The organism is Nocardia sp. NPDC003183 (assembly GCF_053590715.1).
On sequence record NZ_JBSFTG010000011.1, the window covers coordinates 80,528 to 104,895 of the forward strand.

At 66.4% G+C, this 24,368-nt stretch carries 23 protein-coding genes; 10 read left to right on the forward strand and 13 right to left on the reverse strand.

Annotation, left to right across the window (positions count from 1 at the left end; all coding sequences use genetic code 11):
* Positions 1 to 22: 22 nt before the first annotated feature.
* Positions 23 to 4,612, forward strand: coding sequence for an amino acid adenylation domain-containing protein (locus tag ACWDXS_RS25915; RefSeq protein ID WP_449969451.1), 4,590 nt, complete (start codon positions 23 to 25; stop codon positions 4,610 to 4,612).
* A gap of 86 nt (positions 4,613 to 4,698) precedes the next feature.
* Here the strand turns inward: ACWDXS_RS25915 and ACWDXS_RS25920 are convergent, their stop codons facing one another.
* Positions 4,699 to 5,553 (reverse strand): NAD(P)-dependent oxidoreductase, encoded by an 855-nt coding sequence (locus ACWDXS_RS25920; RefSeq protein ID WP_449969454.1) that lies wholly within the window; start codon positions 5,551 to 5,553, stop codon positions 4,699 to 4,701.
* Between the two features lie 73 nt (positions 5,554 to 5,626).
* Here ACWDXS_RS25920 and ACWDXS_RS25925 point away from each other — a divergent pair, with 73 nt between their 5' ends.
* Positions 5,627 to 6,028, forward strand: a complete 402-nt coding sequence (locus ACWDXS_RS25925) for a MerR family transcriptional regulator (RefSeq protein ID WP_449969457.1) — start codon at positions 5,627 to 5,629, stop codon at positions 6,026 to 6,028.
* Between the two features lie 49 nt (positions 6,029 to 6,077).
* On the opposite strand, the gene ACWDXS_RS25930 is transcribed toward ACWDXS_RS25925, so the two are convergent.
* From ACWDXS_RS25930 to ACWDXS_RS25985, 12 genes are all read right to left on the reverse strand, one after another.
* On the reverse strand, positions 6,078 to 6,458 hold the full coding sequence (locus ACWDXS_RS25930; protein ID WP_449969460.1) for a VOC family protein: 381 nt from the start codon (positions 6,456 to 6,458) through the stop codon (positions 6,078 to 6,080).
* Between the two features lie 29 nt (positions 6,459 to 6,487).
* A complete protein-coding gene (locus ACWDXS_RS25935; RefSeq protein ID WP_387446482.1) occupies positions 6,488 to 6,721 on the reverse strand; it encodes a hypothetical protein in 234 nt (77 codons plus the stop codon).
* Between the two features lie 68 nt (positions 6,722 to 6,789).
* Entirely contained in the window at positions 6,790 to 7,065 is a 276-nt protein-coding gene (locus ACWDXS_RS25940) for a hypothetical protein (protein ID WP_378632220.1), read from the reverse strand.
* Complete coding sequence (locus tag ACWDXS_RS25945; protein WP_449969464.1) at positions 7,062 to 7,805, reverse strand: TNT domain-containing protein; 744 nt, start codon at positions 7,803 to 7,805, stop codon at positions 7,062 to 7,064. Before ACWDXS_RS25945 ends, ACWDXS_RS25940 begins: the two co-directional genes overlap by 4 nt.
* An 18-nt stretch (positions 7,806 to 7,823) precedes the next feature.
* Complete coding sequence (locus ACWDXS_RS25950) at positions 7,824 to 8,072, reverse strand: hypothetical protein (protein ID WP_449969467.1); 249 nt, start codon at positions 8,070 to 8,072, stop codon at positions 7,824 to 7,826.
* Positions 8,073 to 8,216: 144 nt separating this feature from the next.
* Positions 8,217 to 14,099 (reverse strand): glycohydrolase toxin TNT-related protein, encoded by a 5,883-nt coding sequence (locus tag ACWDXS_RS25955; protein WP_449969470.1) that lies wholly within the window; start codon positions 14,097 to 14,099, stop codon positions 8,217 to 8,219.
* Positions 14,099 to 14,419 (reverse strand): hypothetical protein, encoded by a 321-nt coding sequence (locus ACWDXS_RS25960; RefSeq protein WP_378656646.1) that lies wholly within the window; start codon positions 14,417 to 14,419, stop codon positions 14,099 to 14,101. Before ACWDXS_RS25960 ends, ACWDXS_RS25955 begins: the two co-directional genes overlap by 1 nt.
* Entirely contained in the window at positions 14,416 to 14,931 is a 516-nt protein-coding gene (locus ACWDXS_RS25965) for a YbaB/EbfC family nucleoid-associated protein (protein WP_449969474.1), read from the reverse strand. Before ACWDXS_RS25965 ends, ACWDXS_RS25960 begins: the two co-directional genes overlap by 4 nt.
* A gap of 88 nt (positions 14,932 to 15,019) precedes the next feature.
* Positions 15,020 to 16,369 (reverse strand): SagB family peptide dehydrogenase, encoded by a 1,350-nt coding sequence (locus ACWDXS_RS25970; protein ID WP_379311870.1) that lies wholly within the window; start codon positions 16,367 to 16,369, stop codon positions 15,020 to 15,022.
* A gap of 39 nt (positions 16,370 to 16,408) precedes the next feature.
* Positions 16,409 to 17,386, reverse strand: a complete 978-nt coding sequence (locus ACWDXS_RS25975; RefSeq protein ID WP_378993657.1) for an ABC transporter substrate-binding protein — start codon at positions 17,384 to 17,386, stop codon at positions 16,409 to 16,411.
* An 81-nt stretch (positions 17,387 to 17,467) separates the two neighbouring features.
* Complete coding sequence (locus ACWDXS_RS25980) at positions 17,468 to 19,504, reverse strand: M13 family metallopeptidase (RefSeq protein WP_378993656.1); 2,037 nt, start codon at positions 19,502 to 19,504, stop codon at positions 17,468 to 17,470.
* Between the two features lie 98 nt (positions 19,505 to 19,602).
* Positions 19,603 to 20,046 carry a hypothetical protein gene (locus tag ACWDXS_RS25985; RefSeq protein WP_449969478.1) on the reverse strand — a complete coding sequence of 148 codons (444 nt, stop codon included), beginning with the start codon at positions 20,044 to 20,046 and terminating at the stop codon, positions 19,603 to 19,605.
* 267 nt (positions 20,047 to 20,313) lie between these two features.
* Between ACWDXS_RS25985 and rplN the strand changes: the two genes are divergently transcribed.
* From rplN to ACWDXS_RS26025, 8 genes are all read left to right on the forward strand, one after another.
* A complete protein-coding gene (rplN, locus tag ACWDXS_RS25990) occupies positions 20,314 to 20,682 on the forward strand; it encodes a 50S ribosomal protein L14 (RefSeq protein ID WP_056818394.1) in 369 nt (122 codons plus the stop codon).
* Positions 20,683 to 20,684: 2 nt separating this feature from the next.
* On the forward strand, positions 20,685 to 21,002 hold the full coding sequence (gene rplX, locus ACWDXS_RS25995) for a 50S ribosomal protein L24 (RefSeq protein ID WP_056818391.1): 318 nt from the start codon (positions 20,685 to 20,687) through the stop codon (positions 21,000 to 21,002).
* Position 21,003: 1 nt separating this feature from the next.
* Complete coding sequence (gene rplE, locus ACWDXS_RS26000) at positions 21,004 to 21,567, forward strand: 50S ribosomal protein L5 (protein ID WP_056818389.1); 564 nt, start codon at positions 21,004 to 21,006, stop codon at positions 21,565 to 21,567.
* 4 nt (positions 21,568 to 21,571) lie between these two features.
* A complete protein-coding gene (locus tag ACWDXS_RS26005) occupies positions 21,572 to 21,757 on the forward strand; it encodes a type Z 30S ribosomal protein S14 (RefSeq protein WP_056818387.1) in 186 nt (61 codons plus the stop codon).
* 263 nt (positions 21,758 to 22,020) lie between these two features.
* A complete protein-coding gene (locus ACWDXS_RS26010; protein WP_387446494.1) occupies positions 22,021 to 23,001 on the forward strand; it encodes a hypothetical protein in 981 nt (326 codons plus the stop codon).
* A 6-nt stretch (positions 23,002 to 23,007) separates the two neighbouring features.
* Positions 23,008 to 23,358, forward strand: a complete 351-nt coding sequence (locus tag ACWDXS_RS26015; protein ID WP_387446496.1) for a hypothetical protein — start codon at positions 23,008 to 23,010, stop codon at positions 23,356 to 23,358.
* A gap of 29 nt (positions 23,359 to 23,387) precedes the next feature.
* Positions 23,388 to 23,957, forward strand: a complete 570-nt coding sequence (locus ACWDXS_RS26020) for a DUF3558 domain-containing protein (RefSeq protein WP_387446497.1) — start codon at positions 23,388 to 23,390, stop codon at positions 23,955 to 23,957.
* Positions 23,958 to 23,978: 21 nt separating this feature from the next.
* Positions 23,979 to 24,359 (forward strand): hypothetical protein, encoded by a 381-nt coding sequence (locus ACWDXS_RS26025; protein ID WP_449969486.1) that lies wholly within the window; start codon positions 23,979 to 23,981, stop codon positions 24,357 to 24,359.
* Positions 24,360 to 24,368: the final 9 nt, after the last annotated feature.

A 24,368-nucleotide genomic window follows, 5' to 3' on the forward strand; every position in this document is an offset into this window, starting at 1 on the left:
AGCAGTTAGGAAGGGACGCAGCATGAGTGCGCCGCAGATCGAAGACGTACTCGCGCTGAGTCCGCTGCAGGAGGGGCTCTTCTCGCTCTCCCGGCTGACGGGTACCGAGATCGACCTGTACACGATGCAGTTCGTGGTCGATATCGACGGCCCGGTCGACACCGACCTGCTGCGTCGCAGCGCGCAGGCGATGCTGGACCGTCATCCGAACCTGCGTGCCGCGTTCTGGGACACCGACGTGCCCAAACCGGTGCAGATCATCCCCTCACGCGCGGAATTGCCGTGGGCCGAACGACATGCGCGCACCACGGAATTCGAGGCGATCGCCGAATCCGAGCGCCGCGTCCCGTTCGTGCTGAGCCGTGGTCCCGCGCTGCGTGTGCTGCTGCTCGACGTCACCGACGCGCCCGAGCCGCGCAAGCGGATGATCCTCACCGCGCACCACATCCTGATGGACGGCTGGGCGGTCGCGGTGTTCTTCACCGAGCTGCTCGCCGTCTATCGAGCGGGTGGCACCCTCGACGGTCTGCCCGCGCCCCGTCCCTACCGTGACTACATCGGCTGGCTCGGCGCGCAGGACCACGACGCCGCGGCCCGCCGCTGGGCCGAGTACCTCCAGCAGGTCAGCGCACCCCTGGTGCTGGCCGACGGCACCGGCGATCGTGGCTCCGCAGTCCCGGAGACCACGCGACTCCGGTTGTCCGCCGAAGAAACCGAGCAATTGCAGCAGTGGGCGCGCACCAACGGGATGACGCTGAACACCGCCGTCCAGTTCGCCTGGACGCTGCTGCTCGGCCGCATCACCGACCGCCGAGACGTGGTCTACGGCACCACCATCTCCGGCCGCCCGGAGAAGCTCGCGGGCGTCGAAGGCATGGTCGGGCTGTTCATCAACACCGTCCCGGTCGTGCACCGCCTCGACTCCGCCGAGCCGGTCGTCGCGCAATGCGCACGCCTGCAACGCGATTCGGCGACCATGCGCGACATCGGGTATCTCAGCCTGTCGACCCTGCAACGCGCGGCCGGTCACGGTGCCCTGTTCGACACCTTGTTCGTTTTCGAGAACGCCCCCATCGACGACGCCATCCAGACGGTCACCGCCCCCGACGGCGCCCGGTTCCGGCCGATCGAGATGGAAAGCCTCGCGCACTACCCGCTCACGGTCGTCTCCCACCTGAGCGACGGCGAACTCCTCGTCCTCGTCGAAGCGATTCCCGCGCTCCTCGGACACCTCGACCCCGCCGACCTCGGCGCCCGGATGCTGACCGTCCTGCGCACCCTGCCGACCCTCGACGCCACCGCGACCACCGATGCGATCGACCTGCTCACCGAGGCCGAGCACGCCGAACTCCGCAGTGCCGCAACGAATACGACTCCGGCGCCGACCGCCACCCCGTGGGAACTGTTCGAGCAGCAGACCACCGCTACCCCGGACGCGATCGCCCTCACCACCACTGCGGGCGAGGTGTTCACCTACCGGGCGCTGCACGACGAAGCCTGCCGGTTGGCCGGGGAGTTCGCCGCGCACGGCGTCGCCCCGGAAACCGTTGTCGCCCTGATGCTCCCGCGTAGCCCGCGCTCGATCATCACCATCCTGGCGACGTTCGCCGCGGGCGCTGCTTACGTCCCGGTCGACATCACGCTCCCGGCCGCCCGGATCGCCTCGATTCTGCGCCAGTCGAATCCGGTCCTCGCCGTCGTCCTCGACGGAGATCGGACGCTGCTCGACGGCGTCACCGAGACCACAGCCGATCACCGATCGGTGCCCGTGTTGGCGCTCGACGATCCTGCCGTCATCGCACGGGTCGCGGCCCGGCCCGCCCAGGCCCCTGCGGTGAATCGCGAACTCGACCACAGCGCCTACATCATCTTCACCTCCGGCTCGACCGGCGAACCCAAGGGTGTCGTCGGCACGAACGCCGCCCTGGCGGGTTACTTCGCCGATCACCTCGCGCGCTTCTACCGTCCGGCCATGGACAAGCTCGGCCGCCCCCTGCGGATCGCGCACGCCTGGTCGCTCGGCTTCGATGCCTCCTGGCAGCCGATGGTCGGGTTCCTCGCCGGGCAGGCGCTGCACCTGTTCGACGCCGAGGAGATGCGCGACGCGCACCGCATCGTCGCCGGCATGGCCGAATTCGACATCGACATGATCGACACCACCCCGTCGATGCTCGCTCAGCTGGCGGCAGCGGGCCTGCTCGATCGTGACCTGCCGGTGCTGGCCCTCGGCGGCGAGGCGATCGACACCGCCCTGTGGGCGCGGTTGCGCGCGCTCCCCGCGACGGCTGTGTACAACTGCTACGGGCCCACCGAGACGACGGTCGAAGCGGTGGTCGCGCCCGTGGCCACCTCGGAGATCCCCACGATCGGCACCGCCAACGGCGGCATGGTCGGCTACGTGCTCGACTCCCGGCTGCGGCCGGTCCCGCAGGGCATCGTCGGCGAGCTCTACCTGTCGGGCGTGCAGCTGGCCCGCGGCTACCTCGGCAAGCCCGCCATCACCGCGGACCGTTTCGTCGCCGACCCGACGCGCCCCGGTGCGCGCATGTACCGCACCGGCGACCTCGTGCGCCGGCTCCCGGGTGGCCGCTTCGGTTACCTCGGCCGCGCCGACGCCCAGGTGAAGGTGCGTGGCTATCGCATCGAGGTCGGTGAGATCGAGACCGCGCTGCGACGTTCGGCCGATATCGACACCGCCGCGGTCACTGTGGTGCGCCGTGCCGGGGGCGCGTCGCTGGTCGGCTTCGTCGTCGGCAAGGCCGGACGGGCCGTGATCGTCAGCCGGGTGCGTGCCGATCTCGCGCAACGCCTGCCCGCGTACATGATTCCCGCGCGAATCGTCGTGCTGGACCAGCTGCCGGTGAACGTCAACGGCAAGCTCGACGGTCCCGCGCTGAACGAGCTCGCCGAGCAGTCGCTGTCGGTCGCCGACAGTAACGCGGCCGCCGAGACGCCCACCGAGATCGCGCTCAGCGAGCTGTTCGCCGAACTCTTCGACGGCCGCGCGCCCGGCATCGACGCCGACTTCTACGAACTCGGCGTCGACAGCATCGTCGCGATCTCGCTGGTCAACAAGGCCCGCCGCCGTGGACTCGCCCTCAATCCGCGCATGGTGCTGGCCTGCCCGACCATTCGCGAACTCGCCGCCGCCGTCGATGACGCGCCGGCCGCCGCCGCTCAGTCCGGTGCCGACGCCTACGGTGTGGTCCCGCCGCTGCCGGTGGTCTCCTGGATGTACGAATACGGCAACTACCGCCGCTTCACCCAGGCCGCGCTGCTGCGTCTGCCCACCGGAATCGACCGTGCGGCACTGGAATCCACCCTCCAGGCGCTGCTCGACGCGCACGACACCCTGCGCGCGGTGCTCACCGATACACCGGACGGCCCGCGCATGGTCACGCGCGCGCCCGGCGTGGTGAACACGGGCGAGCTCGTCATCGAAGCACCGCGAGGGCTCAGCGGCACCGAACTCGACACGGCCATCACGAAATACGCGCGAATCGCGAACGACGCGATCGACCCACGGGCCGGGGAAATGGTTCGGGCCGTGTGGTTCGCGGGAACCGAGTCTGCCGTCGAAGACGTGCCGGGCTCCGGCGCCGGTGCCGGCATCCTGCTGCTCGCCGTGCACCACCTCGCGGTCGACGTCGTGTCCTGGCACATCATGCTTGATGCCCTCGCCGCTGCCTGGCAGCAGATCCAAGCAGGCGTGACGCCGAAGATGCTGCCCGAGTTCACCTCCTACCGGCAGTGGTCCGAGGCCATGTGGCAGCGTGCGTCCGCACCGGAAGTCCTGGCCCAGCGTGACTACTGGACCGCACAGGTCTGCGAGCCCGACGACGCCCTCGGCTCCCGGCACCCCGTACCGGCCACCGACACCTGGTCGAGCCTGCGCGTCAGCACGGTCGCGACGCCGGTGGCGGTCACCGACCGACTCCTCGATCGTGTCGGCAAGGACGAGGGCGTCCGCGAGCTCCTGCTCACCGCCCTCACCATGACCATGGCCTCGCTGCACGCCGACAACGGAAACGACCCGGCCGCAGGTGCCTTGATCGCCATGGAGGGTCACGGCCGCGCCGACACCACCCTCGACACCGACACGGCCAACACCCTCGGCTGGTTCACCAGCGTCTTCCCCGTCCGCCTCGGCGTCGGCGACAACGCGGTGGATATCGCACGCGCGCAAGCGGACCCGGCTGCCGCCCGTACTCTGCTCGATTCCGTCTCGACGCATCTGCGCGAAATCCCCAACCAGGGACTGGATTACGGTCTGCTGCGCTACGTCAACCGCGCGGCGGAACTCCGCTCCGCCGCCGAACCCCAGGTCGAATTCAACTACCTCGGCCGAATCGACCTCAGCGGCAACGAATCCGATCCCTGGTCGTTGCTCGTCGGTGAGCACGACCAGGCCCTACCTCTCGACCCTGAACCCGACCTTCCCCTGCGGTACGCGATCGACGTCATCGCGGGCATCGGCACCACCCCCGACGGGCCGGCCCTGACCACCAACTTCCGCTGGAGCGCGTCCCTGTTCACCGAAGACCAGGCCGCGCGCTTCGCTGAACTCTGGGAGCAGGCGATCATCACGCTCGCCGACGTCGTGCACGGGTAGGGCGCCGATCGCTGGGCGATGTCGGTGCTGTGTGTCCGCATCGTCGTGTCTGGCACGCGGGCTACCCCTCGCTCACGCGGGGCAGGTCAGTCGCTGTGGGGCTTGGCGAACTCCTCGATCAGCACGGGATACTGTTCACCGCCGTGACCTGCGGCGATAGACCGATCTGCCAGGGCCTTGAACAACTTCGGCAGCTCGGCGTTGACGCCGAGCGCCTCGCACTCCTCGATCAGGTGCGCCATCGTTCGCGCGTCGGTCTCCAGGGCCGCCACCTCGGCGGGATAGGAACCACTGTCGATCTGCTCGGCGTAGCCGGGCAGCCAGGTGGCTACCCCGGTCGCCATCATCTGCGCGAACGGGGCGTACGTCGCGGCGCCGACACCGGCGGTCCGGAGCATGGCGGTGCCCTGGAGCCACGCGTTGAGGACGCTCCACATCATGGTCAGACCCGCCACGTCGTACAGGGAGGCCAGGCCGTGGTCGGCGCCGAGATAGGTGACGGTGCCGAGTACTTCGAGGGTTTTCCGGTGTGCGTCGAAGTCGGACTGTGGACCGCTGTGCAAAATCACCGCGTCGGGAGTTCCGATCGCCTGCGGGATGGCCATGATCGCGCCGTCGAGGTAGCGGGCGCCGCGCTGTTCGAACCAGTGGGCCGTTTCGCGGGCCTGGGCGGAGTCGCCCGAGGTGAGATTGAGCAGGGTCGTGCCGTCGACATCGCTCGCGGCGAACAGATCGCGCACGGCCGGGTAGTCGGTGACGCAGACGATCGTGATCGCGCTCGCCCGCAGGGCGTCACCGATGGCCGGTGCGAGTCGCGCGCCCTCGGCCACCAGGCGGTCGGCCTTGGCGGGCGTCCGATTCCAGACGGTGGTGGGATGCCCGGCCGCGAGGAACGCGCCGGCGAGCGATCGACCCATGAGGCCGAGTCCGATGACAGTCACAGGTGTTTCGGTTGCGTTGTGCATGGCAGCATCATCAACGTTGATACCGGTATGAAGGTCAAGTGAGGTTGCGATGCGAATCGGCGAACTGAGTACCCGCACGGGCGTCAACGCCCACCAACTGCGCTACTACGAAGCCCAGGGCCTGATGGTCGCCGACCGCAGCCCGAACGGCTACCGCGAATACGACGACACCGCCCCGCTACGCGTGAAGCAGATCCGCCACCTGCTCGGCGCTGGCCTGTCCTCCGAAGACATCGCCTACCTCCTACCCTGCGCGGAAGGCGAAACCCCCACCCTCCCCGCCTGCCCAGACCTGCTGTCCGCCATGCGAACCCGCCTGAACCGCATCGACGACCACATCGACCGCCTCACGCAATCCCGCGAAGCCCTGGCCGTCTACATCGCCGCCGCCGAACGCACCACCGGCGACACCTACCCACCCTTCGACGGATCCGAACCGACCCCCGCCTGAGCGATGGTCGTCGGCCGGATCCGGTCGGCAGACCCGACCGCCGAGTGGCTCAGGCTGTCCCCACTCGCCGCCGCAGCAGGCAGAATTCGTTGCCCTCGGGGTCGGCCAGCACGTGCCAGGTTTCGGCGCCGGTCTGTCCGATGTCGACCTTGCGGGCACCCGCACCGAGCAGACGCTCGAGTTCTTCGTCCTGATCGCGGTCGGTAGCGTTCACATCGAGGTGCATCGGCAGTTTCCCCCGCCTGGGGTCGGTGCTGACGCTGAACAGCAAAGTGGGCTGCGCCCCACCGAATTCGGTTCCCGGCGCGCCGATCTGGACATCACCCTCGTCCCGATCGAGCACGACATAGCCGAGCACTTCGCACCAGAAGCCCGCCAGCAGTTCCGGGTCGGCGCAATCGATGACGAGTTCGGTGATCTTGCAAGCCATGAGGCGACCCTACGCCCGCACCCGACACCTCACGCCTGATGAACACCAGCCTTGGGCCAGACCCCATCGACCCGATGCCCCCGTATCGCCATCCCCGCCACCCGCACCGTCATGTGGTCGTTCCGCCCGTCCTCCACCCTGACCGAGTAATCCACAGCATTGACCCTCAGCACCCGATCGAACCGGTGATCCGCCCCACCGAACTCATAGGTCACCCCCATCGAGTCTTCCGAAGACTTCCGAAAAACCACGTAGATCGCCACAGGCTCCTCCTTTCGGCAGTCGAATGTCGTTGGTCAGCAGCGCATTCGAGTCCGGACACAGCGGTGGCTTATGAGGTGGCTCGATTGAGGATGTCGGTGTAGAGCAGGCGCCCGCCGAGTAGCCGGAGGGCAGCGAGACGGGATTTGGCACGGCCGAGTTTGGTGGTTCGGGCGCCGCGTTCGTAGTAGAAGACGTCCCACCACCCGTCATCTCCCTCGATCAGACACCAAGCTTGTTCGCGCAGTTCACCTTCCGAGACAAGGGACGCGGGCGCATCGACATGGGAGAACCGAGCGAGTTGGCTGATCGGATTCGGGGAGAACACATCGTCGTTCGGAGTCATACCGCAATCTCCTCGATGAATCCCGAGCCGACCAGATCCACGACCGGCATCACGGTGAAGTATTGGTTGCCGCCACCTGGCCTGGCAAACCACGGAGCGACGGGGCCGGACCACACTGGCGTCGGTGTCAGGACTTTCCACCGTCGGTATCCGGATTCGGCGTAGTCGATCGGAAGCGAACGCGCGCCGAAGGGGGTTCCGATGTCGTAGAGCAGTCGAGTGAAGGTGGTGCCGAACGAGTCCATGATCCGACCCGGGGCGAGCCGAGTTGGTGTCCGGTCGGTGGGGGTCGCGAAGCCATCTGGATGGAGTATCGGATCGGGCCAGCGCAGTAGCCGTCTGCCCGCCGAGGCTCCGACGTCATCAGGAGCCACGAACTCCCGCGCCCATTGCGCTTCACGCATACCGCCGAACAGATCACCGTCATCGAGAATCGATTGAACAGCCGGACTGCTGATCGGCGCGCCGCCGACAGATCCGGCAGTACCGCGACCCGGTGCCAGTGGCTGTGACCCGTCGAGCGCTCCGCCGATCAACCCGAGGAAGCCGTAACACGCAGCGGCTTCGGTGTCGTATATGCACAGGTCGTGTGGGCCGCCACGTTCGTACCAAAAGGCTTCGAACGAGCCGTCTCGGCCTGGTACCAAGCAGTAATGGTCGTCGCGAAGTCTCCCGACCGAGGCAACCGAGTCGGGCACACCAAGTCCCCGCAAGATCATGGTGAGTTCGTCGATGTTCACGATGAAACCTCTTCTAGCTCAGTCGGAGAACGCGGCTTCGAGCTCGCTGTCGATACGTTCCTGCTCGGTATCGTCGAGCAGGACCGGCTCAAAATTGCGCGATCGGGCATGGTCGATGAACTCGGCGGGAACCGCGATTCCGTACTCCCGCACGAAGTATCCCCAGTATGTGGACCACACCCACGTGCCGTCGCTCGACATTCCGGTCGGTACGCCGTGGTCACGTGCCGGGTCGAGCGGGTCGGCCATCGACTGGGTCGTGACCAACGATTGACACTCCAGCAGGTAATGCGAAAGCGGTTCGCGGAGTTCGTTGTCCAGGCGTCCGACGAGGTCGGCCAAGCTGACTTCCGGCCACCCGTCGATGCCTTCGCGAGGGTCCTCCGAAAAATTGGGCAGTAGTTTCAACGCTCAGCCTTCCCACTCGGAACGGTCCAATTCCTCGACTCTGCCGTCGGGGTGGAATCGATGGCATGTGTCAGGCAGTCGTGGTACTTGCCATGGGCTGATACTCCGCAGTCTGGCATCAACGCCGAGTCTGCCTCGGGACGTATAGAGGTATCCATCCGGCGCTACCACCGGCGTGCCGAGCGCTTGGGCAAGACTTCGTGCGAAATTGCCGTCGAGCCGTCCGGTATTGCAGGACAACAACCGGATGGGAGTGCCGGGTACATAGTCCGATCGATGGCGGATCAAATTAGCCAGCTCTCGCGCAGACATTGTTCCTCCTCCGGTCGAGTCCATGTTCACGCTGTCCGGCCTCCCATGCGCAACAACATCGTAGTGCCCCGCAAGTGGCGGAACACTCTGTACGTCCTGGTAGAAGCGATCGTTCGCGGACATGATCGAGAACCCTGGGCGGTCGTCCGCGAACGGATGAGTAGTGGGAGACGCCGCGGGGTTGCCACGTTCTTCCAAGCCTTCGGCAGTCGGGACATCGACGTCAGAACCGGAAGTAGGTGCGTGAGGAAGGGGATCGACTTCTCTCAGATATCCGGCATCGATAAGTGCCTGCACGCTGACCGGAAGATGGTGCTGCGATCCGAGCCCAGGTTCTCCCATCTGGGGAGCAATGCCGCCCTGCCACACAGGCAATGGCCGTAGGACCTCGTATTGGTGGTACGACTCACCGTCGAGGTTGGTCGGCGGCAGCGCTCGTTGCGGGTACGGAACACCCGCAGGTGATGTGAACCTGCCAGAAGGCCCACCGAATCGGTCGATGACCTCGCCCGGTTGGAGCACGGCCGGGTGACGGTCGGTCGGGCTGGAGAAGCCCTGCGGATATAGATTGCCGTCCGCCCAAGCGGGATCGCCGTTCGGGCCAGCGATCGACCGCATCCAGGCGTCGCGGCCAACTCCGTGAAATGGGTCCCAGCCGTCGGGCAGCAGCGCGTCCACAGCGGGATTGCCGCGGCCGACGCCGGGCGGTGGATCCGGAAAGGCTCCCGTCCTGGTGCGGTGATCCCTCGCGATGGCCGACAGTTGGCTGTCGAGGGCTCGTAGTTGTTGAAGTTCGGCCTCGTCCATGTCTGGATGGACGAGCTCGTCGGTAGTTACCGGTAGTCCGTTGGGTTGAAAGTAATCGGCGACGGGCAGCGACGTGTCGCTGGTGTCGTGGCCTGCTACCGACGCGTTGTCCGAGTCCAGAGTCGAGGTCGTTCGGTAGTCGGTCGCCTGTGCGTCGATGTCGGTGGTGGATTCAGCCGCGTGTGCGAGCCAAGGTGGGAGGGAAGTCGGGACGAGCGTGGCACGGTCGATCTCGTTGCTGAGCTGTTGAAGATCGCTCGGCGAGAGAGTGCCGGCGGAACTCGGAGCCAACCCGAGCTGACCGCGCAGCTGTGACGTCAGAGCTGTGACGTCTGCGTTCGGGTGAGTGGTGCCGGGTCGCCCCGTGTCGTCCACCCTTACCTGCATCTCGGCATCGGCCGGGTTATCCACGGGAACGAGGTCGACCATGAACCATTCCCCGTTGGGGAACTGGCTGCCCTGGTTGAACGTGGTGTCGGTTGCTTGTTGTAGCTGTTCGCCGAGGTCCGCCAACGACTGGGATCCGACACCTGGCCCAGATGCGACGTTGACGTTGATGCGTGCGACTGTGACCGGCTGGCCGAGCGCATCGGGGTAGCGGTCGATTTGATACCTGCGGCCCCCGCTGGGTGCTCTGACTGTGACGGACCGTCCGATCTCGGGGGTCTCCGTGCGCAACAGTTCGCGTGCGCGGCGGGCCTGATCAGCCGGACCGTTCGTCGTGCTCGGACTGCCATCTGACGGCGCAGTCGAACCGGACAGTGCAGGGGTGACTCCGGTGTCCCTCGCTACCGTTGCGTCGATTCCTGCATCGGCCGGGCGGCTCGCGTCCGACGTATCGACTACACCTCGAATGTCTCCGTTGTCGGCCACGTGCCGTTGCGCTGCCGACTCCACGCCGCCCTCGCGGCCACCATCGGGGCCAACGGTGTGTACGGAGTGGCTTCCAGGGTCACCTTGTCGATGGTCAGATTGAGGTCTTCTCTGGTCGGCGGGGTTGTCGCCAGCGATTCGACCGTCACCAGGTACTCGATCGTCTCCGGGTCTTGCCGGATCTGTTGGAGCGTCAGTCGATTCAGTGGGGGATAGATCTGTTCGGCTTGGATCGGAGTCCCGGTCTCGATCGCTGCGTCGTACATCTCGCCGATCGTCGTCAGTGCCAGGCTCGACTGTGTGGTGACCACTCCGGTCTCCTTGTCCACCGCGTAGCTCGCCAGGCCTAGACCCGTCCCCTCCGCGATCTCCGCCGGGGTCAGAATCTCGCGGCAGATCCAGGCGTGTCGGCTCTGAAGGAGACTGAACTCCCGCGCCGGGAATATCTGAGCCAGGTAGTCCCGCACTTGTTCCGCTGTTCGGAGTTGTGGCGGCTCCATTCGCTGCTCCCTGCTGGTCAACCGTCATGAATCTGAACGAAGAGGATTGAGACGTCAGGCTCGCCGGTGGAGAATCCGAGAACGTCCGCTGTTGTGGGTCCCACCAGACTGGACCGCTCGCACCGATCGGGTAGACGATAGCGGTCGCGTGCCCGCCGCCGCCCTGCCAGTCGTTGAGGACCAGTGCCGACGAACCGGGTCCCATCTGGCTGATCCAGTCGTGCAGGGCCTGAAACCGGTCCGGGACGGACTGGTTGGGATTCGCGAAGGTCTGCCATTGGCCACCGAGCCATGCTGCGGCGCGATCTGGGCCGTTCCGTTCTCCTTGTCGGCTGACAGTTCCGTCGGGAAGCAAATCCACCGTTCGAGGTGCGGAGACTTCTGGTCGGCCGTTGAACGACGCCAGCGCGGCAAGCGAGGCGTCGAGACAGTTGATATTTCGCCCGGTGACGTGTGGTCCGCCGTCGTTGATCAACCGCCCGTAGGGATTTGTTCTCGGATCGGCACCGACCATGAACCGGTTGCCGTCGCGTAGGGCGTCTTCGACCGCGTGCTGGTGCTGGGGGATTTCGACGCCGCGCAGGTAGCCGGGGGCGAACACTCGCGTCCCGGGCATGTCGGCCAGGGGCGACGGCGTGTTGGCTCGGGCGATGTCGTTGCTGATCGAGCGAAGGTCGTCGGGGCTCAGCGGCGTGTCCGGTGCGCTCCGCGGCAAGCCCATGTGCTCGCGGAGGTCGTTGGACAGGTCGAACGGGTGTTGCTGCAAATTCAGCCGCAGGTCGGCGGCAGCCGGGTCGGTCGTCAGCTCGAGGTCGACGAGGAACTGGTCGCCGCTGTGAAGGTCCTGCGCATGATTGAAGGCGGCATCGACTGCGCGCTGGGCGAATTCGATCTCCTGGCTCAGTTCGGCTGGAGACATCAGGTGCGCGTTGGGGATGTGGGCGCGGATCGTGGCCACCGAGACCCATCGGTTGCCGACCTGGAAGCGGCGAATCCGGTAGGAGGGGCGCGGTTGGGTCGGATTCTGGTTCGCGCCGACGGTGGTTGTTCGGCCGTCGTGCGGCGGTTGATGGCGTAGTGCGTCGCGCAAGGGGCGGGCATCGGGACTGTAACCCGGGTCTCGTGATCCGTTTGTCGGAGCAGGCGTCGGAGTCGAAGTTGTTGTGGGCGTGGTGTTTTGTGGTGTCGTTTGGGCAGCGTTGGTGGGGGTGGTGGTGCTCGGTCGGCTGTCGAGGCCCGTCGCCGGGCGCGTTTCGGAGGCTGTCGGTGAGGTTGGTGGGGGCGTGGGTTGTGGGGTTCCAGTGGTTGCTGGGGGCGTCGTAATCGATCTGGGCGACGGCGGTGCTGATGGTGGGATCTGGCTGATCGGGGGCGTCGACGTGGACGTCGGTGTGGCAGTGGGCGCCGGGGTCGACGTGGTGGGTGTTGTTGTGGGGTTCGTGGTTTGGGGCGCTGTCGCGGTGGTGGCGGTCGCTGTCGATGTGTCCGTGGAGGACGGACGAGTGGTGTCGGCAGGGGTGTGGGTGGGGTTGTTCGACGGAGTTGCCGGTTGGGAGGTTGTGGACAGCGGCGAACCGGTGGTTGCGGCGGGAGTCGAAGTCGGTGATTGCTGTGTGGCCGACTCCTGCGTGGGTGTCGATGTGGTCGGTTGTTGGGTGGTCGAATCCGGTGTGTTGGTGGGGGCTGGTGTCGTGGGTTGGGGATTCGCCGGTGTCGTGGGAGTGGTGGCGGCGTGTCCGTTGTCGCTCGGAGTCGGGTTCTGTTGCCCGCTATTGGTATTCGGGGTCGTATCGGTGGGGGTGTTGGGCTGGGTCGAGGAATCCTGGGTCGGGAGGTCCAGCGACGAGCCTGTGAGGTTGGGCGTCGAGGTGTCGCCTGTGGGCGATGTGTTCGTGGGGTTGTTCGAGGGCGAGGTGTCGCCGGTCGACGGTGTTTCGGTGGGGGCGTTGCTGTTCGGGGTCGATGGCGACTCGCCGGTCTGGGGTGTCGCGGTGGGGGTGTCGCTGTTCGGGGTCGATGGTGTGGTGTCGCCGGGCGGCGGGGTCGGGTTGGACCCGTTGCCGTTCGGGCTGGACGGTGCCGTGTCGCCAGGGGAGGGGGATCCGTTGGACGAGGGTGCGGTTTGCCCGGCGTCGGTGGATCCGTTGTTGTTCGGGCTCGACGGTGTGGAGTCGCCAGTGGGCGGAGTGTCGTTCGCGCCGTTGCCATTTGGGCTCGAAGGAGTGGATTCTCCCGGTGCCGAGGAGTTGGGCGAACCATTTTGTGGGGTTGCGCCGTCCCCGGTAGGAGCGGTGGATGCTGGGTTCGTTGATTCGCCGTTGCTCGGCGTTGCCGGCGCATTCGGGCCGGTGTTGTCGGATGCGTTCGGGCTCTGATCACCGGAGGGGGTATCGGTCCCCGCGGGCGTGGTGGACCCGGGAACGTCGGTGCCCAGATCGGGAACGGTGGGGGCCGTGCTGTTTCCACCGTGGCTACTGGATTCCAGCGCGCTCTGGACGCCACCCGCTCCAGCGCTGGTGAAGGTGTCGACGCCGACATCCAGTTTGAATTCCTGGCCGAGGAAGGCCGCGCCGACTCCTGCGGTGGCGACCTGGGCGGAGAGGTCGGCGCCCAGTTCGGTGACGGTGCCGCCGACGACCTTGCCCGCGAGTTTGCCCGCGGTAGAGGACGCGACATCGCCGAGCGCGCCGGTGCCGCCGCCGAGCAGGCCGCCTGCCGCGCCGCCGACCGCGCCGCCGAAGGTGGCCAGGCCCAGATCGGTCCAGCCGAACTTGTCGGTGGAGCGGTCGCCCTTGGCTACCTGGATCAGCCGTGCGCCGAGGTCGGTGCCGCCTTCCTCGAGTGCTTCGAACGCGGCGCCGCGCAGCGCTAACCGGGCGGCCGCCTTCGCGGCGCCGCGGGTGAGCATGCGGGCGATGAGCTGCTTGATCGCCACCCGCACCGCGACCTGGGCGGCCACCCGGGCGGCCACACCGGCGACGGCGCCGACACCTGTCCACGAGGTCGCGATCGCCGCACCGATCTCCACCGCGGCGATGACCATCGTCGCGATGATCACCAGTTTGGTGTGCTCGATATCGTTGGCGCCGTCTTCGAGTAGTTCGGCCTGTTTCGCACACCACTTGCGAACAGCGGTGAAGGTCGCTTCGTCGCCCGACAGCAGCTTGTCGCGGTAAGCGGTGATGGCGGTGTGGGTTTCGCCTTCGGACAGCGCTGTCAGGGCGGCGTTCAGTGCGAGGGCGGCGTTGTCGTCGACCGTGTCGAGGGTGCTGGCCATGGCGGTCCACCCGTCGGCGACCCGGCGCATCGCCGTTTCGTCACCTTCGGGCCAATCACCCGCGCCGAGAATGTACTTGGCGACCCAGGCGAGCTCGTCGGGGATTTCGATGCCCACTACAGCGACCCCGTGGCCTTGTCGATTTCACCGGCGCGCGTCGTGTCCTGGGTCTGTAGTGCTTCGGCGACCTTGACCATGTTCTCGCCGAGTTGGGTCATCACCGTCGCCAGGCCGGTTACCGCCTTCTGGCCGGGCTCGACGCCCGGGGTGTAGTTCTTGGCGAACGACTGACCGATCTCGTCGCTGCCCCAGCACTCACCCTCGGCCGCGATCACCGCCGCCAGCTTCTGGGCGCCGGTGGTGATCGTGTCGGCGACCGAGGTGAACGACGGCTGAGTGCCGCGCAGCGCTTGCGGGTCGGCTTTCAGCGAGCTCATCGGAGGTATCCGCGATTGCGGAAGTATTCGCCTTCTTCGTCGTCGGTGTCATCGACGAGACTGTGTGGTGAGTCCGTGACCGGTTCGGGGTCCGGTGGCGGTGGCGGGGTCAGCTGGGCGATGAGGTCTTTCATGCTGGGGGCGCCCGGGATCAGGTCGGGAAGGTCCGGCATATCCGCGCTCAGGTCCGACAAGGGGGCGAGGGCTTGCTGCTGGTTCTGGGCCGCCTGGGCGGCCACCTCGGCGATCGCCTCGGTGACCGATCGGCCGAGGGACTCCGGGGTCGACCTTTTGAAGGCGTCCGGCTCGAGGTGGACCTCCGAGATCCCCGCGATGGTCCCCGAGGCGCGGACCAACCCGTCCGCCGACCAGGCGGTCACGAGCTGGGTGGCCTGGGACCGGGCGTCGAGTAGAGCCGACTTCTCAGCAGTGAAGGTATCGAGCATCGAATCGATCTGCGCACGTAAAGCGTTGTTCGACGCCTGTGTCGGCGCCGACCAGTCCTCGTTCATGAGACCCTCGATCTGTCGGAATGCACGTCATATGGTTGGACGCGCGAGACCCGTCGAGGGTTGCATGGTGTGACGTAGATCTCTACCGCTAGCGGGCCGGTGAGCCCACGATGATGCTGCCGACGTTGCACTCCTCGAGTTCGTCGAGGCCGGTGGCCGCGGCGAAGGCGGAGGTGTCGCTGAAGCCCTGGGCGACGACGCCGAGGTGCATGGCGGTGGCGGCCAGGTAGACGGTTTGCATGAGGACGCCGACGTGTTTGAGGATGTTGGCGTAGGCGACCTGTTCGTAGCTCCACATGACGCGGCCCGCGCGGGCCGAAACCAGCAGCAGGACTTGGGGTTGCGCACCGCCGGCCAGGGTCGCCGAGGTCGATTTGAGGAGCTTCTGGACGGCGGGGGCGTCGGCGGGCGCGACCGGGCGCAGGGCGTGGTCGGCCGAATCGTAGTGGTACATGCCGTTTTCCAGGCCGGCGACATTGCGCACCACGGGGTAGATCTCGAGTTCGTAGGCGCCGCCGCCGGAGGGGTAGGGGCGGGAGCCGTCCTCGCGGGTGCGGGCGGTGCGGAACAGCAATTCGCCCAGCTGGATCGAGGTGATGGGGGCGGCGTCGTCGAAGGCGCGGGTGGAGACCCGGTCTTCGATGGTGGCGGCCAGACTCGGATCGGACACACGCAGCGACACCAGATCCGGCGTCGCCAAAGCGACCGGCTCGCCGTCGAACGACGCGCGGCGCAAGGGCAATTCGGGGAACTGGCCGTCGGCCCAGCGGGTGGGGCCGAAATCGTCCCAGGTCACCGTGCGGGCGCCGAGGGTGCTGCGGCGGTGGAACCACAGGTCGGGGGTGTTCCAGGAGCGAGTGGTGAACTCGCGCTCCTCCTCGTCGCCGTCGACCAGGAAGCCGCACCACTGCAGGTCGGCCATGAACTGGGTCTTCACGGTGGCGGGCACCGGCGAATCGGCGGCGAGGGGGCCGTCGAGCAGGGCGAGCAGGCGCGGGTCGTGGATGCGCAGGTCGCACCACGCCTGCGGGTGTTCAAGGACGAAGCCCTGGTTGTCGCGGTGCAGGACAGCGAATTTCGACAGGGTCGCCGACCAGGTGGGCAGGGCCACCGTGGGGCGCGGGGCGGGGTCGGCGAAGGGACGGATGCTGTAGAGGTCACGGCCGCCGTCGCGGACTGTCACCGACAGCCAGCCGCCGTCGGTGAGCTTGCGCATCAGTGCGGTGATGTCGTCACCGGCTGCCGCGGTCGCCATTTCCGCCGCGGTCGCCGGGCCCTGGTTCAGGGTTTTCAGCGCTTGCAGCGCCCCCGCGCCCAGACCGGTCAGCTTCTCGTTGCGCGGCGGATTGAGCAGCACCGCGCCGACGGGAGTCGTCAGGCAGGTGACGCCCGCGCGCAGGGCGAATCGGGTCTGGGCGGGGTAAGCGGAGGCGAGCACGGTGAAATCCTCGGGGGTAGAACCGGTCTGGGGCAGAGCCTATTTCGCGGCGGCGGCGAACGCGGGCTCGAGCTTGTCCAGCATGTACGGCACCGACAGTGCGCTGGGCTGGTTGATCGCGCTGATCTCCTGCGTGGTCAGGAACACGACCGAACCCTTGCGCACCGACGGCAGATCGGCGTAACCGGGCAGCTGCCGGTACTTCTCGTCGAGGCCGGGGGAATAGCCGGCCAGCAGCAGGTCTGCGGTGAGCTCGTCGACCTTCTCCGGCGACAGCGCCAGGCGGCCCTGGTTGGCGGGCAGCGCGGTGAGGTTGGCCGGAATGCCCATGCCGAGTGCGGTGAACACCTTGGCCGAACCGTCGTTGGGGTCGGTGAGCACCATCAGCTGCGCGGGGCTGGCGAGCCAGGTGCTGGCGAAGGTCTTGCCCTTCAGGCCGGGGTTGGCGGTGGCGATGGCGGCGACCTTGTCGTCGACCTTCTTGATCACCGCGCTCGCGTCGGACTCCTTGTGCAGCACCTTGCCCAGCGCGGTGACCTGGTCCTGCCACGGGGTGACAGCGTCCTTGGTCAGCGCGGGCAGGGTCGGGGCAACCTTGGACAGGTCGTCGTAGGTCTTCTGATCGGCGATGAACGGGTCGGCCAGGATCAGGTCCGGCTCGAGCGCCGCGACCTGCTCGGCGATATTGCCGGTGGTGTTGAGGGCGGTGGCCGCCTTCAAGGACTCCGGCGTCCACGGCGGGGTGCTCTTGGACACCGCGGAGACGTTGTCGATGTAGCCGACGGGAACCACGCCGAGGGCGAGGGAACTGTCGAGCCACTGGTTACCCAGGGCGACGATCTTCTTCGGGGTGCCGGGGACGGTGGTCTCGCCACGGGCGTGGGTGATGGTCACCGCTTCGCCCGAGGCGGCCTCGTCCTCGCTGGAACCGCAGGCCACGACACCGAAGGCGAGGGCACCGGCGAGCGCGGCCACCGCCGCGCGCCGCCAGCCGCGCGAAGTCCGAACAGTCGTCATGGGTACACCCTCCGTAGAGCAAGTTCCAGCGTAAGTCAGCCTAGGCTAACCTACGTCGCTTTTCGGCGGGAAGCTGTGCCCTTACAGCGTGACGCGCTGGTCCTGCGGCATGAACAGCTTGTCGCCGTCCTTCACCTCGAAGGTGGTGTAGAACTCGCCGATATTGCGAACCACCTGGTTGCAGCGGAACTCGTTGGGGGAGTGGGTGTCCTGCAACCCCTGTAGCGTCGCTTCCTCGGTCTGCTTGTCGCGCCACTGCCGCGCCCACGACAGGAACATCGTCCGGAAATCGGGCTGCTCGCCGGAGCGCTGGGCCACCTTCTGATAGGCGGCCAATGCGATCTGCAGGCCGCGCAGGTCGGCCAGGTTCTCGCCGACGGTCAGCGCGCCGTTCACGTGCTGCCCCTCGGGCGCGCCCTCGGGAACGAGCACGTCGTACTGGGCGATGATCTGCTGGGTCTTGGCGTCGAACGCCGCGAGATCCTCGGGCGTCCACCAGTCGCGACGGTTGCCGTCGCCGTCGTACTTGGAGCCCTGGTCGTCGAAGCCGTGCCCGATCTCGTGGCCGATCGTGGAACCCACCGCGCCGTAGTTGACCGCGGCCTGGGCATCCTTGTCGAAGAACGGGGGCTGTAGGTAGGCGGCCGGGAAGACGATCTGGTTGGTGGTCGGGCTGTAGTAGGCATTCACCGTCTGCGGCGACATGCTCCACTCCATCTTGTCCACCTCGGTGCCGAGGCGGGCGAACGCGCGCTTGGACTCGAAAGTGTTGATGGCCAACAGGGATTCGATCAGCTTGCCGCGGGTGACCGGCACCGACGAGTAGTCGACCCACTTGTCGGGGTAGCCGATCTGGGCGACGATCTTGTCCAGCTTGGCGATCGAGGCGTCACGGGTCGGCTGGGTCATCCAGGTCGAATTGGTGAAGTTGTCGCGGTAGGCGGCGGTGAGGTCGGCGACCATCTCCAACGCGCGTTCCTTGGCCGCGGGCGGGAAGTGCTTGTCCACGTACAGCTTTCCCAGCGGTTCGCCGAGATTGTCGTCGACCACACCCACCGCGGAGCGCCACATCTCCGGCTTCTCCTCGATACCGCTGAGCACCCGGCCGACGAACTCGAAGCGCGCGTCGGCGATGGCCTTGGGCAGGAAGCGCGCGTAGCTGTTGGCGACATGCAGCTTGAGGTAGTCGCGCCACTGGGCGATATCGACCTCGCCCCACAGCTGAGCGGCCGCGGTGACGAAGGACGGCTGGCCGACCACCATCTTGTCGAACAGCGACTTGGGCCGGTCGGTCATGCCCGCCAGCCACGGATCCCAATCGAACTGTGGGCCGAGCGCGGTCAGTTCCTGCCAGCTCATCAGGTTGTAGGTGGCATCGGTGTTGCGCAGGCGCACGCTGTCCCAATGCCCGGCGGCGATGCGCTTCTCCAGATCGACCGTCCGCTGCGCCACCCCGGCCGGGTCTGGCAGGCCGAGGCCCGCGGCCAGTTGCTCGAGGTAGATCTGATAGCCCGCGAGCTGGGCGGCGAACTCGGGCTTGCGGTAGTACTGCTCGCCCAGGGTGAGCCCGGATTGGCCGACGCTGGGGATATAGGCCTTGGAGTTCTTGCGGTCGATCCCGATGCCCATCCCGATCAGCCCGGCGATGGGCGCCTCGGCCATCACCTTCGCCAGCTCCGGCTTGCCCGCGGCCTTGTCGATCGCGGCGAACAGGCTGTTGAGCGGCGTGATGCCGAGTCGCTCGATCTCGTCGAGGTCCAGGCGCGCGTCGTAGAGATCCTTGATCTGCTGCGCCTCCGAGCCGTGCTTCGGATCCCTGATGCCCTCGATGATCGCGCGCAGCTGATCCAGGGTCCGGTCGTTGGCGTCGGTGATCGCGCCGACCGAGGCCTTGTCGGGCGGGAGCTGGTAATCGCGCAGCCAGGTGCCGTTGACGTGGCGGTACAGATCGTCCTGCGGGCGGATGGTGGGGTCGCCGCCGCCCAGGTCGACGCCCGTGAGCTGGATTTCGGTGGGTTCGGGCGAGCACGACGCCAGCGCGGCGGCCACGGGCACCAAGCCCATGGCGATCAGGAATGCGCGGCGGTCGACCACCGACGGACGACCGGACGATGTCACAGGACTTCCTTCCCCGATGCGGCAGCCGCACCCTGCTTGTTGCGATCCAGCTAGCTCGCACAGGCTACCGGCGCGACGCCGTCTCGGTGGAGTGGTGGCTAGGAAGACAGGCTCGAGCTGCCTGTCGCCAGGTCGCAGGCGAGTCCGCTGCCCGCGTTCACGATTCGCATGACCGTCGGCACGCGCTTGGTCACCAGCGGTGTTCCGGTGGCGTGCAGCAGCAGGGACAGCTGCACCTCGACCTCGGTTTCGACGTGGTAGAACGCCGTGGCCTTGGCGACGGTGACGCCCGCGACGTTCACCTCGAGGTCGACGGTGTCGCTGGCGAAGAACTTGCCGTTGGCGAGGAAGTCGACCTGTGCGCCGACATAGTTGTCGAGGCCGACGACGTCGATCTTGGAGGTGCAGCCGACGGTGAGCGTGTCGGTGAGCATGTCGATGACGGGGCCCGCGCTCGCGTGCGGTGCCACCATGGTGACGACGGCGGCGAACGTGGCGGCCGTGGTCGCGAGCCGGCGCCTCATCGGCAGGGTGATGTTCATGGCGGGACGGTAGCAACGGGCCGTGCGCGACGAAGCCAGTTTGAAACATATCTACTTCAGATTGGTCGACGCACCCCGATTCGGTTCGTGCTGGGGGTTCACCTACACTAGAACGGTTGCCTGCGGGAGCTATGCCCTCGCAATCCGGCAGTGAACCCCCAGTGGAAGGTATTTCCGCTGGCAGGCGCGCGTCCGGAGGGTGACTGACCATGTGCGTCGGGTCGGCAATCCGGCGTACGTATACATCCAGGTCCAGGAGGTGCTGAAGTGATTCAGCAGGAGTCGCGACTGCGCGTCGCCGACAACACCGGAGCGAAGGAAATCCTTTGCATCCGCGTGCTCGGTGGCTCGTCGCGTCGCTATGCCGGTATCGGCGACATCATCGTCGCCACCGTGAAGGACGCCATCCCCGGCGCCAACGTGAAGAAGGGCGACGTCGTCAAGGCTGTCGTCGTTCGCACGACCAAGGAGCGTCGTCGTCCGGACGGTTCCTACATCAAGTTCGACGAGAACGCTGCCGTGCTGATCAAGCCGGACAACGATCCTCGTGGCACCCGTATCTTCGGCCCGGTCGGCCGCGAGCTGCGTGACAAGCGCTTCATGAAGATCGTTTCGCTGGCCCCGGAGGTGCTCTGACTATGAAGGTGCACAAGGGTGACACCGTGCTCGTCATTTCGGGCAAGGACAAGGGCGCCAAGGGCAAGGTCATTCAGGCCTTCCCGGCGACCGGCAAGGTTCTCGTCGAAGGCGTGAACCGCATCAAGAAGCACGTCGCGGATTCCGCGAACCAGCGTGGCGCGTCCTCGGGTGGCATCGTCACCCAGGAAGCCCCCATCCAGGTTTCCAACGTGATGGTCGTCGACTCCGACGGTAACCCGACTCGCGTCGGCTACCGCACCGACGAAGAGTCCGGCAAGCGCGTCCGGATCTCCCGTAAAAACGGGAAGGACATCTGACATGACCACCTCTGAGCAGACTCAGCCCCGGCTGAAGGCGCGCTACCGCGCCGAGATCAAGGACGCGCTCAACGGCGAGTTCGAATACGCCAACGTGATGCAGATCCCCGGCGTCGTCAAGGTCGTCGTGAACATGGGTGTCGGCGACGCCGCCCGTGACGCGAAGCTGATCAACGGTGCCGTCAAGGACCTCGAGCTGATCACCGGCCAGAAGCCCGAAATCCGTAAGGCCACCAAGTCGATCGCGCAGTTCAAGCTGCGTGAGGGCATGCCGATCGGCGCGAAGGTCACCCTTCGTGGCGACCGTATGTGGGAGTTCCTGGACCGTCTCGTGTCCATCGCGCTGCCCCGTATCCGCGACTTCCGCGGCCTGTCGCCGAAGCAGTTCGACGGCAACGGCAACTACACGTTCGGCCTCAGCGAGCAGTCGATGTTCCACGAGATCGACGTGGATTCCATCGACCGCCCGCGCGGTATGGACATCACCGTGGTCACCACCGCGACCAACAACGAAGAAGGCCGCGCGCTGCTGAAGCACCTCGGCTTCCCGTTCAAGGAGAACTGAGCACATGGCTAAGAAAGCACTGCGCATCAAGGCGGAGGCCAAGCCTAAGTTCGCCGTCCGCGCGTACACCCGCTGCCAGCGTTGCGGTCGCCCGCACGCGGTCTACCGCAAGTTCGGCCTGTGCCGTATCTGCGTCCGCGAAATGGCGCACCGCGGTGAGCTTCCGGGCGTGCACAAGAGCTCCTGGTGAGCTTGCGCTCCTCGTGAGCGCACCCGCCGCCTAGGCGAAATATCGACGAAGGCACGGACTCCCGACGGGAGTCCGTGCCTTCGCGCGTTCAGGGGGCGGTCGATTTGGTATGAATCGGATGATTCGGACATCTTGACTCGGGCTCGGCCGGGTGAATAAGGTCGGGACGCGTGGCGGGGGGTCAATCAGAGTGAAATCCTCACGCGCAGCGAAACTTTGAAATTTCATCTCGATAGTTCGGGGGAGCCGTGACGTCATTCTCTGTGGAGATTTCCGATCTGAACGGGTGGGCGGCCCAAGTCGGCCGGAACAGCGAATATATGGATAACACGTACACCTGCTCGCTCATCGGGATGACGTCGACGGACTTCGGAAGGATCCTCGAGATCATCACGGCCGACTACGCCGCACTCCTGCCCAAGTTTCATGATGCGTTGGCTACTGCTTCGAAGCGGCTGGCGACCACCCAGCAGGCGCTGGCGTTCGCAGGTCAGGAATATGTCCGTGTAGACAGCAACTGGGCCGGTGAGATCGCGAAGCTCGACAACGGGCAGACGATGAACCGCACCGATGACGGCGAGGCCGCCGGATTCAACGACGGTGTAGTTCCTGGCATGAATATGCCGACGCGTGATACGCGAACCCTGCCGGAGATTTCGCTCGGCAGAATGATGGACAAGGTCTGTGACCTCCTCGAGCTGGTCGGCGGTCCGGACCCGCGTGAGCACATCACCACCTGGATCGCCGGCGATATCGCCGAGGCCGGGACGCAGAGCGCGTCGTGGGATCGGCTGGAGGAATATCTCGAGAACATCCAGACCAACATCAAGCACGGGCAGACCAATATCGCGAAGACCTGGACGGGTCAGGCCGCCACCGCGCAGGCCACGCTGTTCGGGAACTGGGACACCGTCTGGACCAGCCAGCGGAGTGCGATGACTCAGATGGGAAGTCATCTGCGAGACGCCGTCAACGAGGCAGTCAAGCTCGCGCAGGTCGTGGTCGACGTGATCAAAACCGTGATCGCCTTGGCGGGCGCAGGGTGGGGAGCCGCTGTGGTCCCGCTCTGGGGCCAGGTCAAGATGGTGCGAACCGCCATGGAGGCAGTGTCGGTCCTCAATCAGGCCCGCAAGGTTCTGATGTTGTTCTGGTCGCTGCTGAGGCTGATCAAGGATTCCATCATCGCAGCACAGGACGTACTCTCCCGGGACGCACTTCCGGCCGAACCCGCAAAGGTGTCGTGACAGACGATGGCAACCGTAGACCACGCTTCGAAGATCAAGGCTGCCGTGTCTGCCATCGACACCGCGCTCGGTGAGCTCGAGCGGCAACTCGCCAGTTTCAAAGCCTCCTGCCAGGTTCCCGCCGAGGTGTGGCAGGGCCTGCAGGAAAAGGCCGCCAGTGGCGAACTGGGCGCCGATATGCAAGCGGCCGCCGGGCTGGTGTCCGGCGGAGGCGAGACCTGGGATTCCCTGTTCTCCGGGCAGTCCAGCAATTCGGATCTGGTTATTTCTCATCTGGATGCGATGCAGGCCGAGCACGGCGCCGCGGCACGCGCGGGGGTCGGGCCGAACGGCATGCCCGCCGAGCTGTACCGGTGATCGGAAAGCTAGTCGGCTCAGTCTGCGTCGTGGCCTGCGGAGCATTTGTCGCGGGCTGTGGTGCCGGTGAATCTGCCTCTGGCGGGCCAACTCCTACGACCTTCGTGCCCCCGCCGATCGCGGTGACGGTCGCCGCGCCACCCTCCCAGAGCGGCCCGGGGCAGGTGCGACTCGATCCGTGTACTCGGCTGGGCGACGACGTCGTCACCCGGATCGGCTTCGATCCTGCCACCCGGGCCAGGTCCGGCGGCGTCGTCACGGCGGGTCTGACAACCATCGGGTGCGACTTCATACGGAACGAGGGGGTCGACGGAACGATGATTCCGGTCGGTCTCCTCTCGGTCCGATCGAGCAACCGGACCATCGACGAGGTTCGTGCCGACAAGAATTGGCCTGTTCTGGCGAACGAAGTGGTCGGCGGGCGGGGCGCGGCGGTCTATCAGTCGCCCCAGGCCGGGCGGACCTGTGCGATCGCCGTCAAATCCGAGGACGGTGTCTTGGACATCACCCTGGTCGATTCATCGAAGAACACGTCGAATGTCTGCGATGACGTCACCGCGATCGCCCACTCCGTCGTCGGCATTCTCGATACCGAGTGAGAACTGTGTGGGGGTGAACCGGTGAACGAGGAAGAGCGGGAAGCTGATCCGCTGTATCGCAAAGGTCTCGAGGCGGCGGCCTACGACGACGCCGATAGCGGACAGCGGAGAAAGAAGCTTGCACCGGTCCTCGGATATGGGCTGGCAATGGTTGTCGCGCACTGGGTCAGGGAGGCTTTGCAGCAGGGCGCCGTACTTTTCTCGGTGATCGTCGCGGCGTTTGGAGTATTCGACACCGAGAATCCCGCATGGAGATTCGGGCTGGTAGCGGCTGGAGGGGCCGGGGCAGCGCTGGTCTTCATCGTGTTGCGTTCGCGGTGGAGTTGGCCATGGCAGTACTTCGTTCCCGTGGTGGTCCTCGGCGCTGACGCACTGCTGTTGGTTCTCTGGAACCAACGTTGATGGATGAAG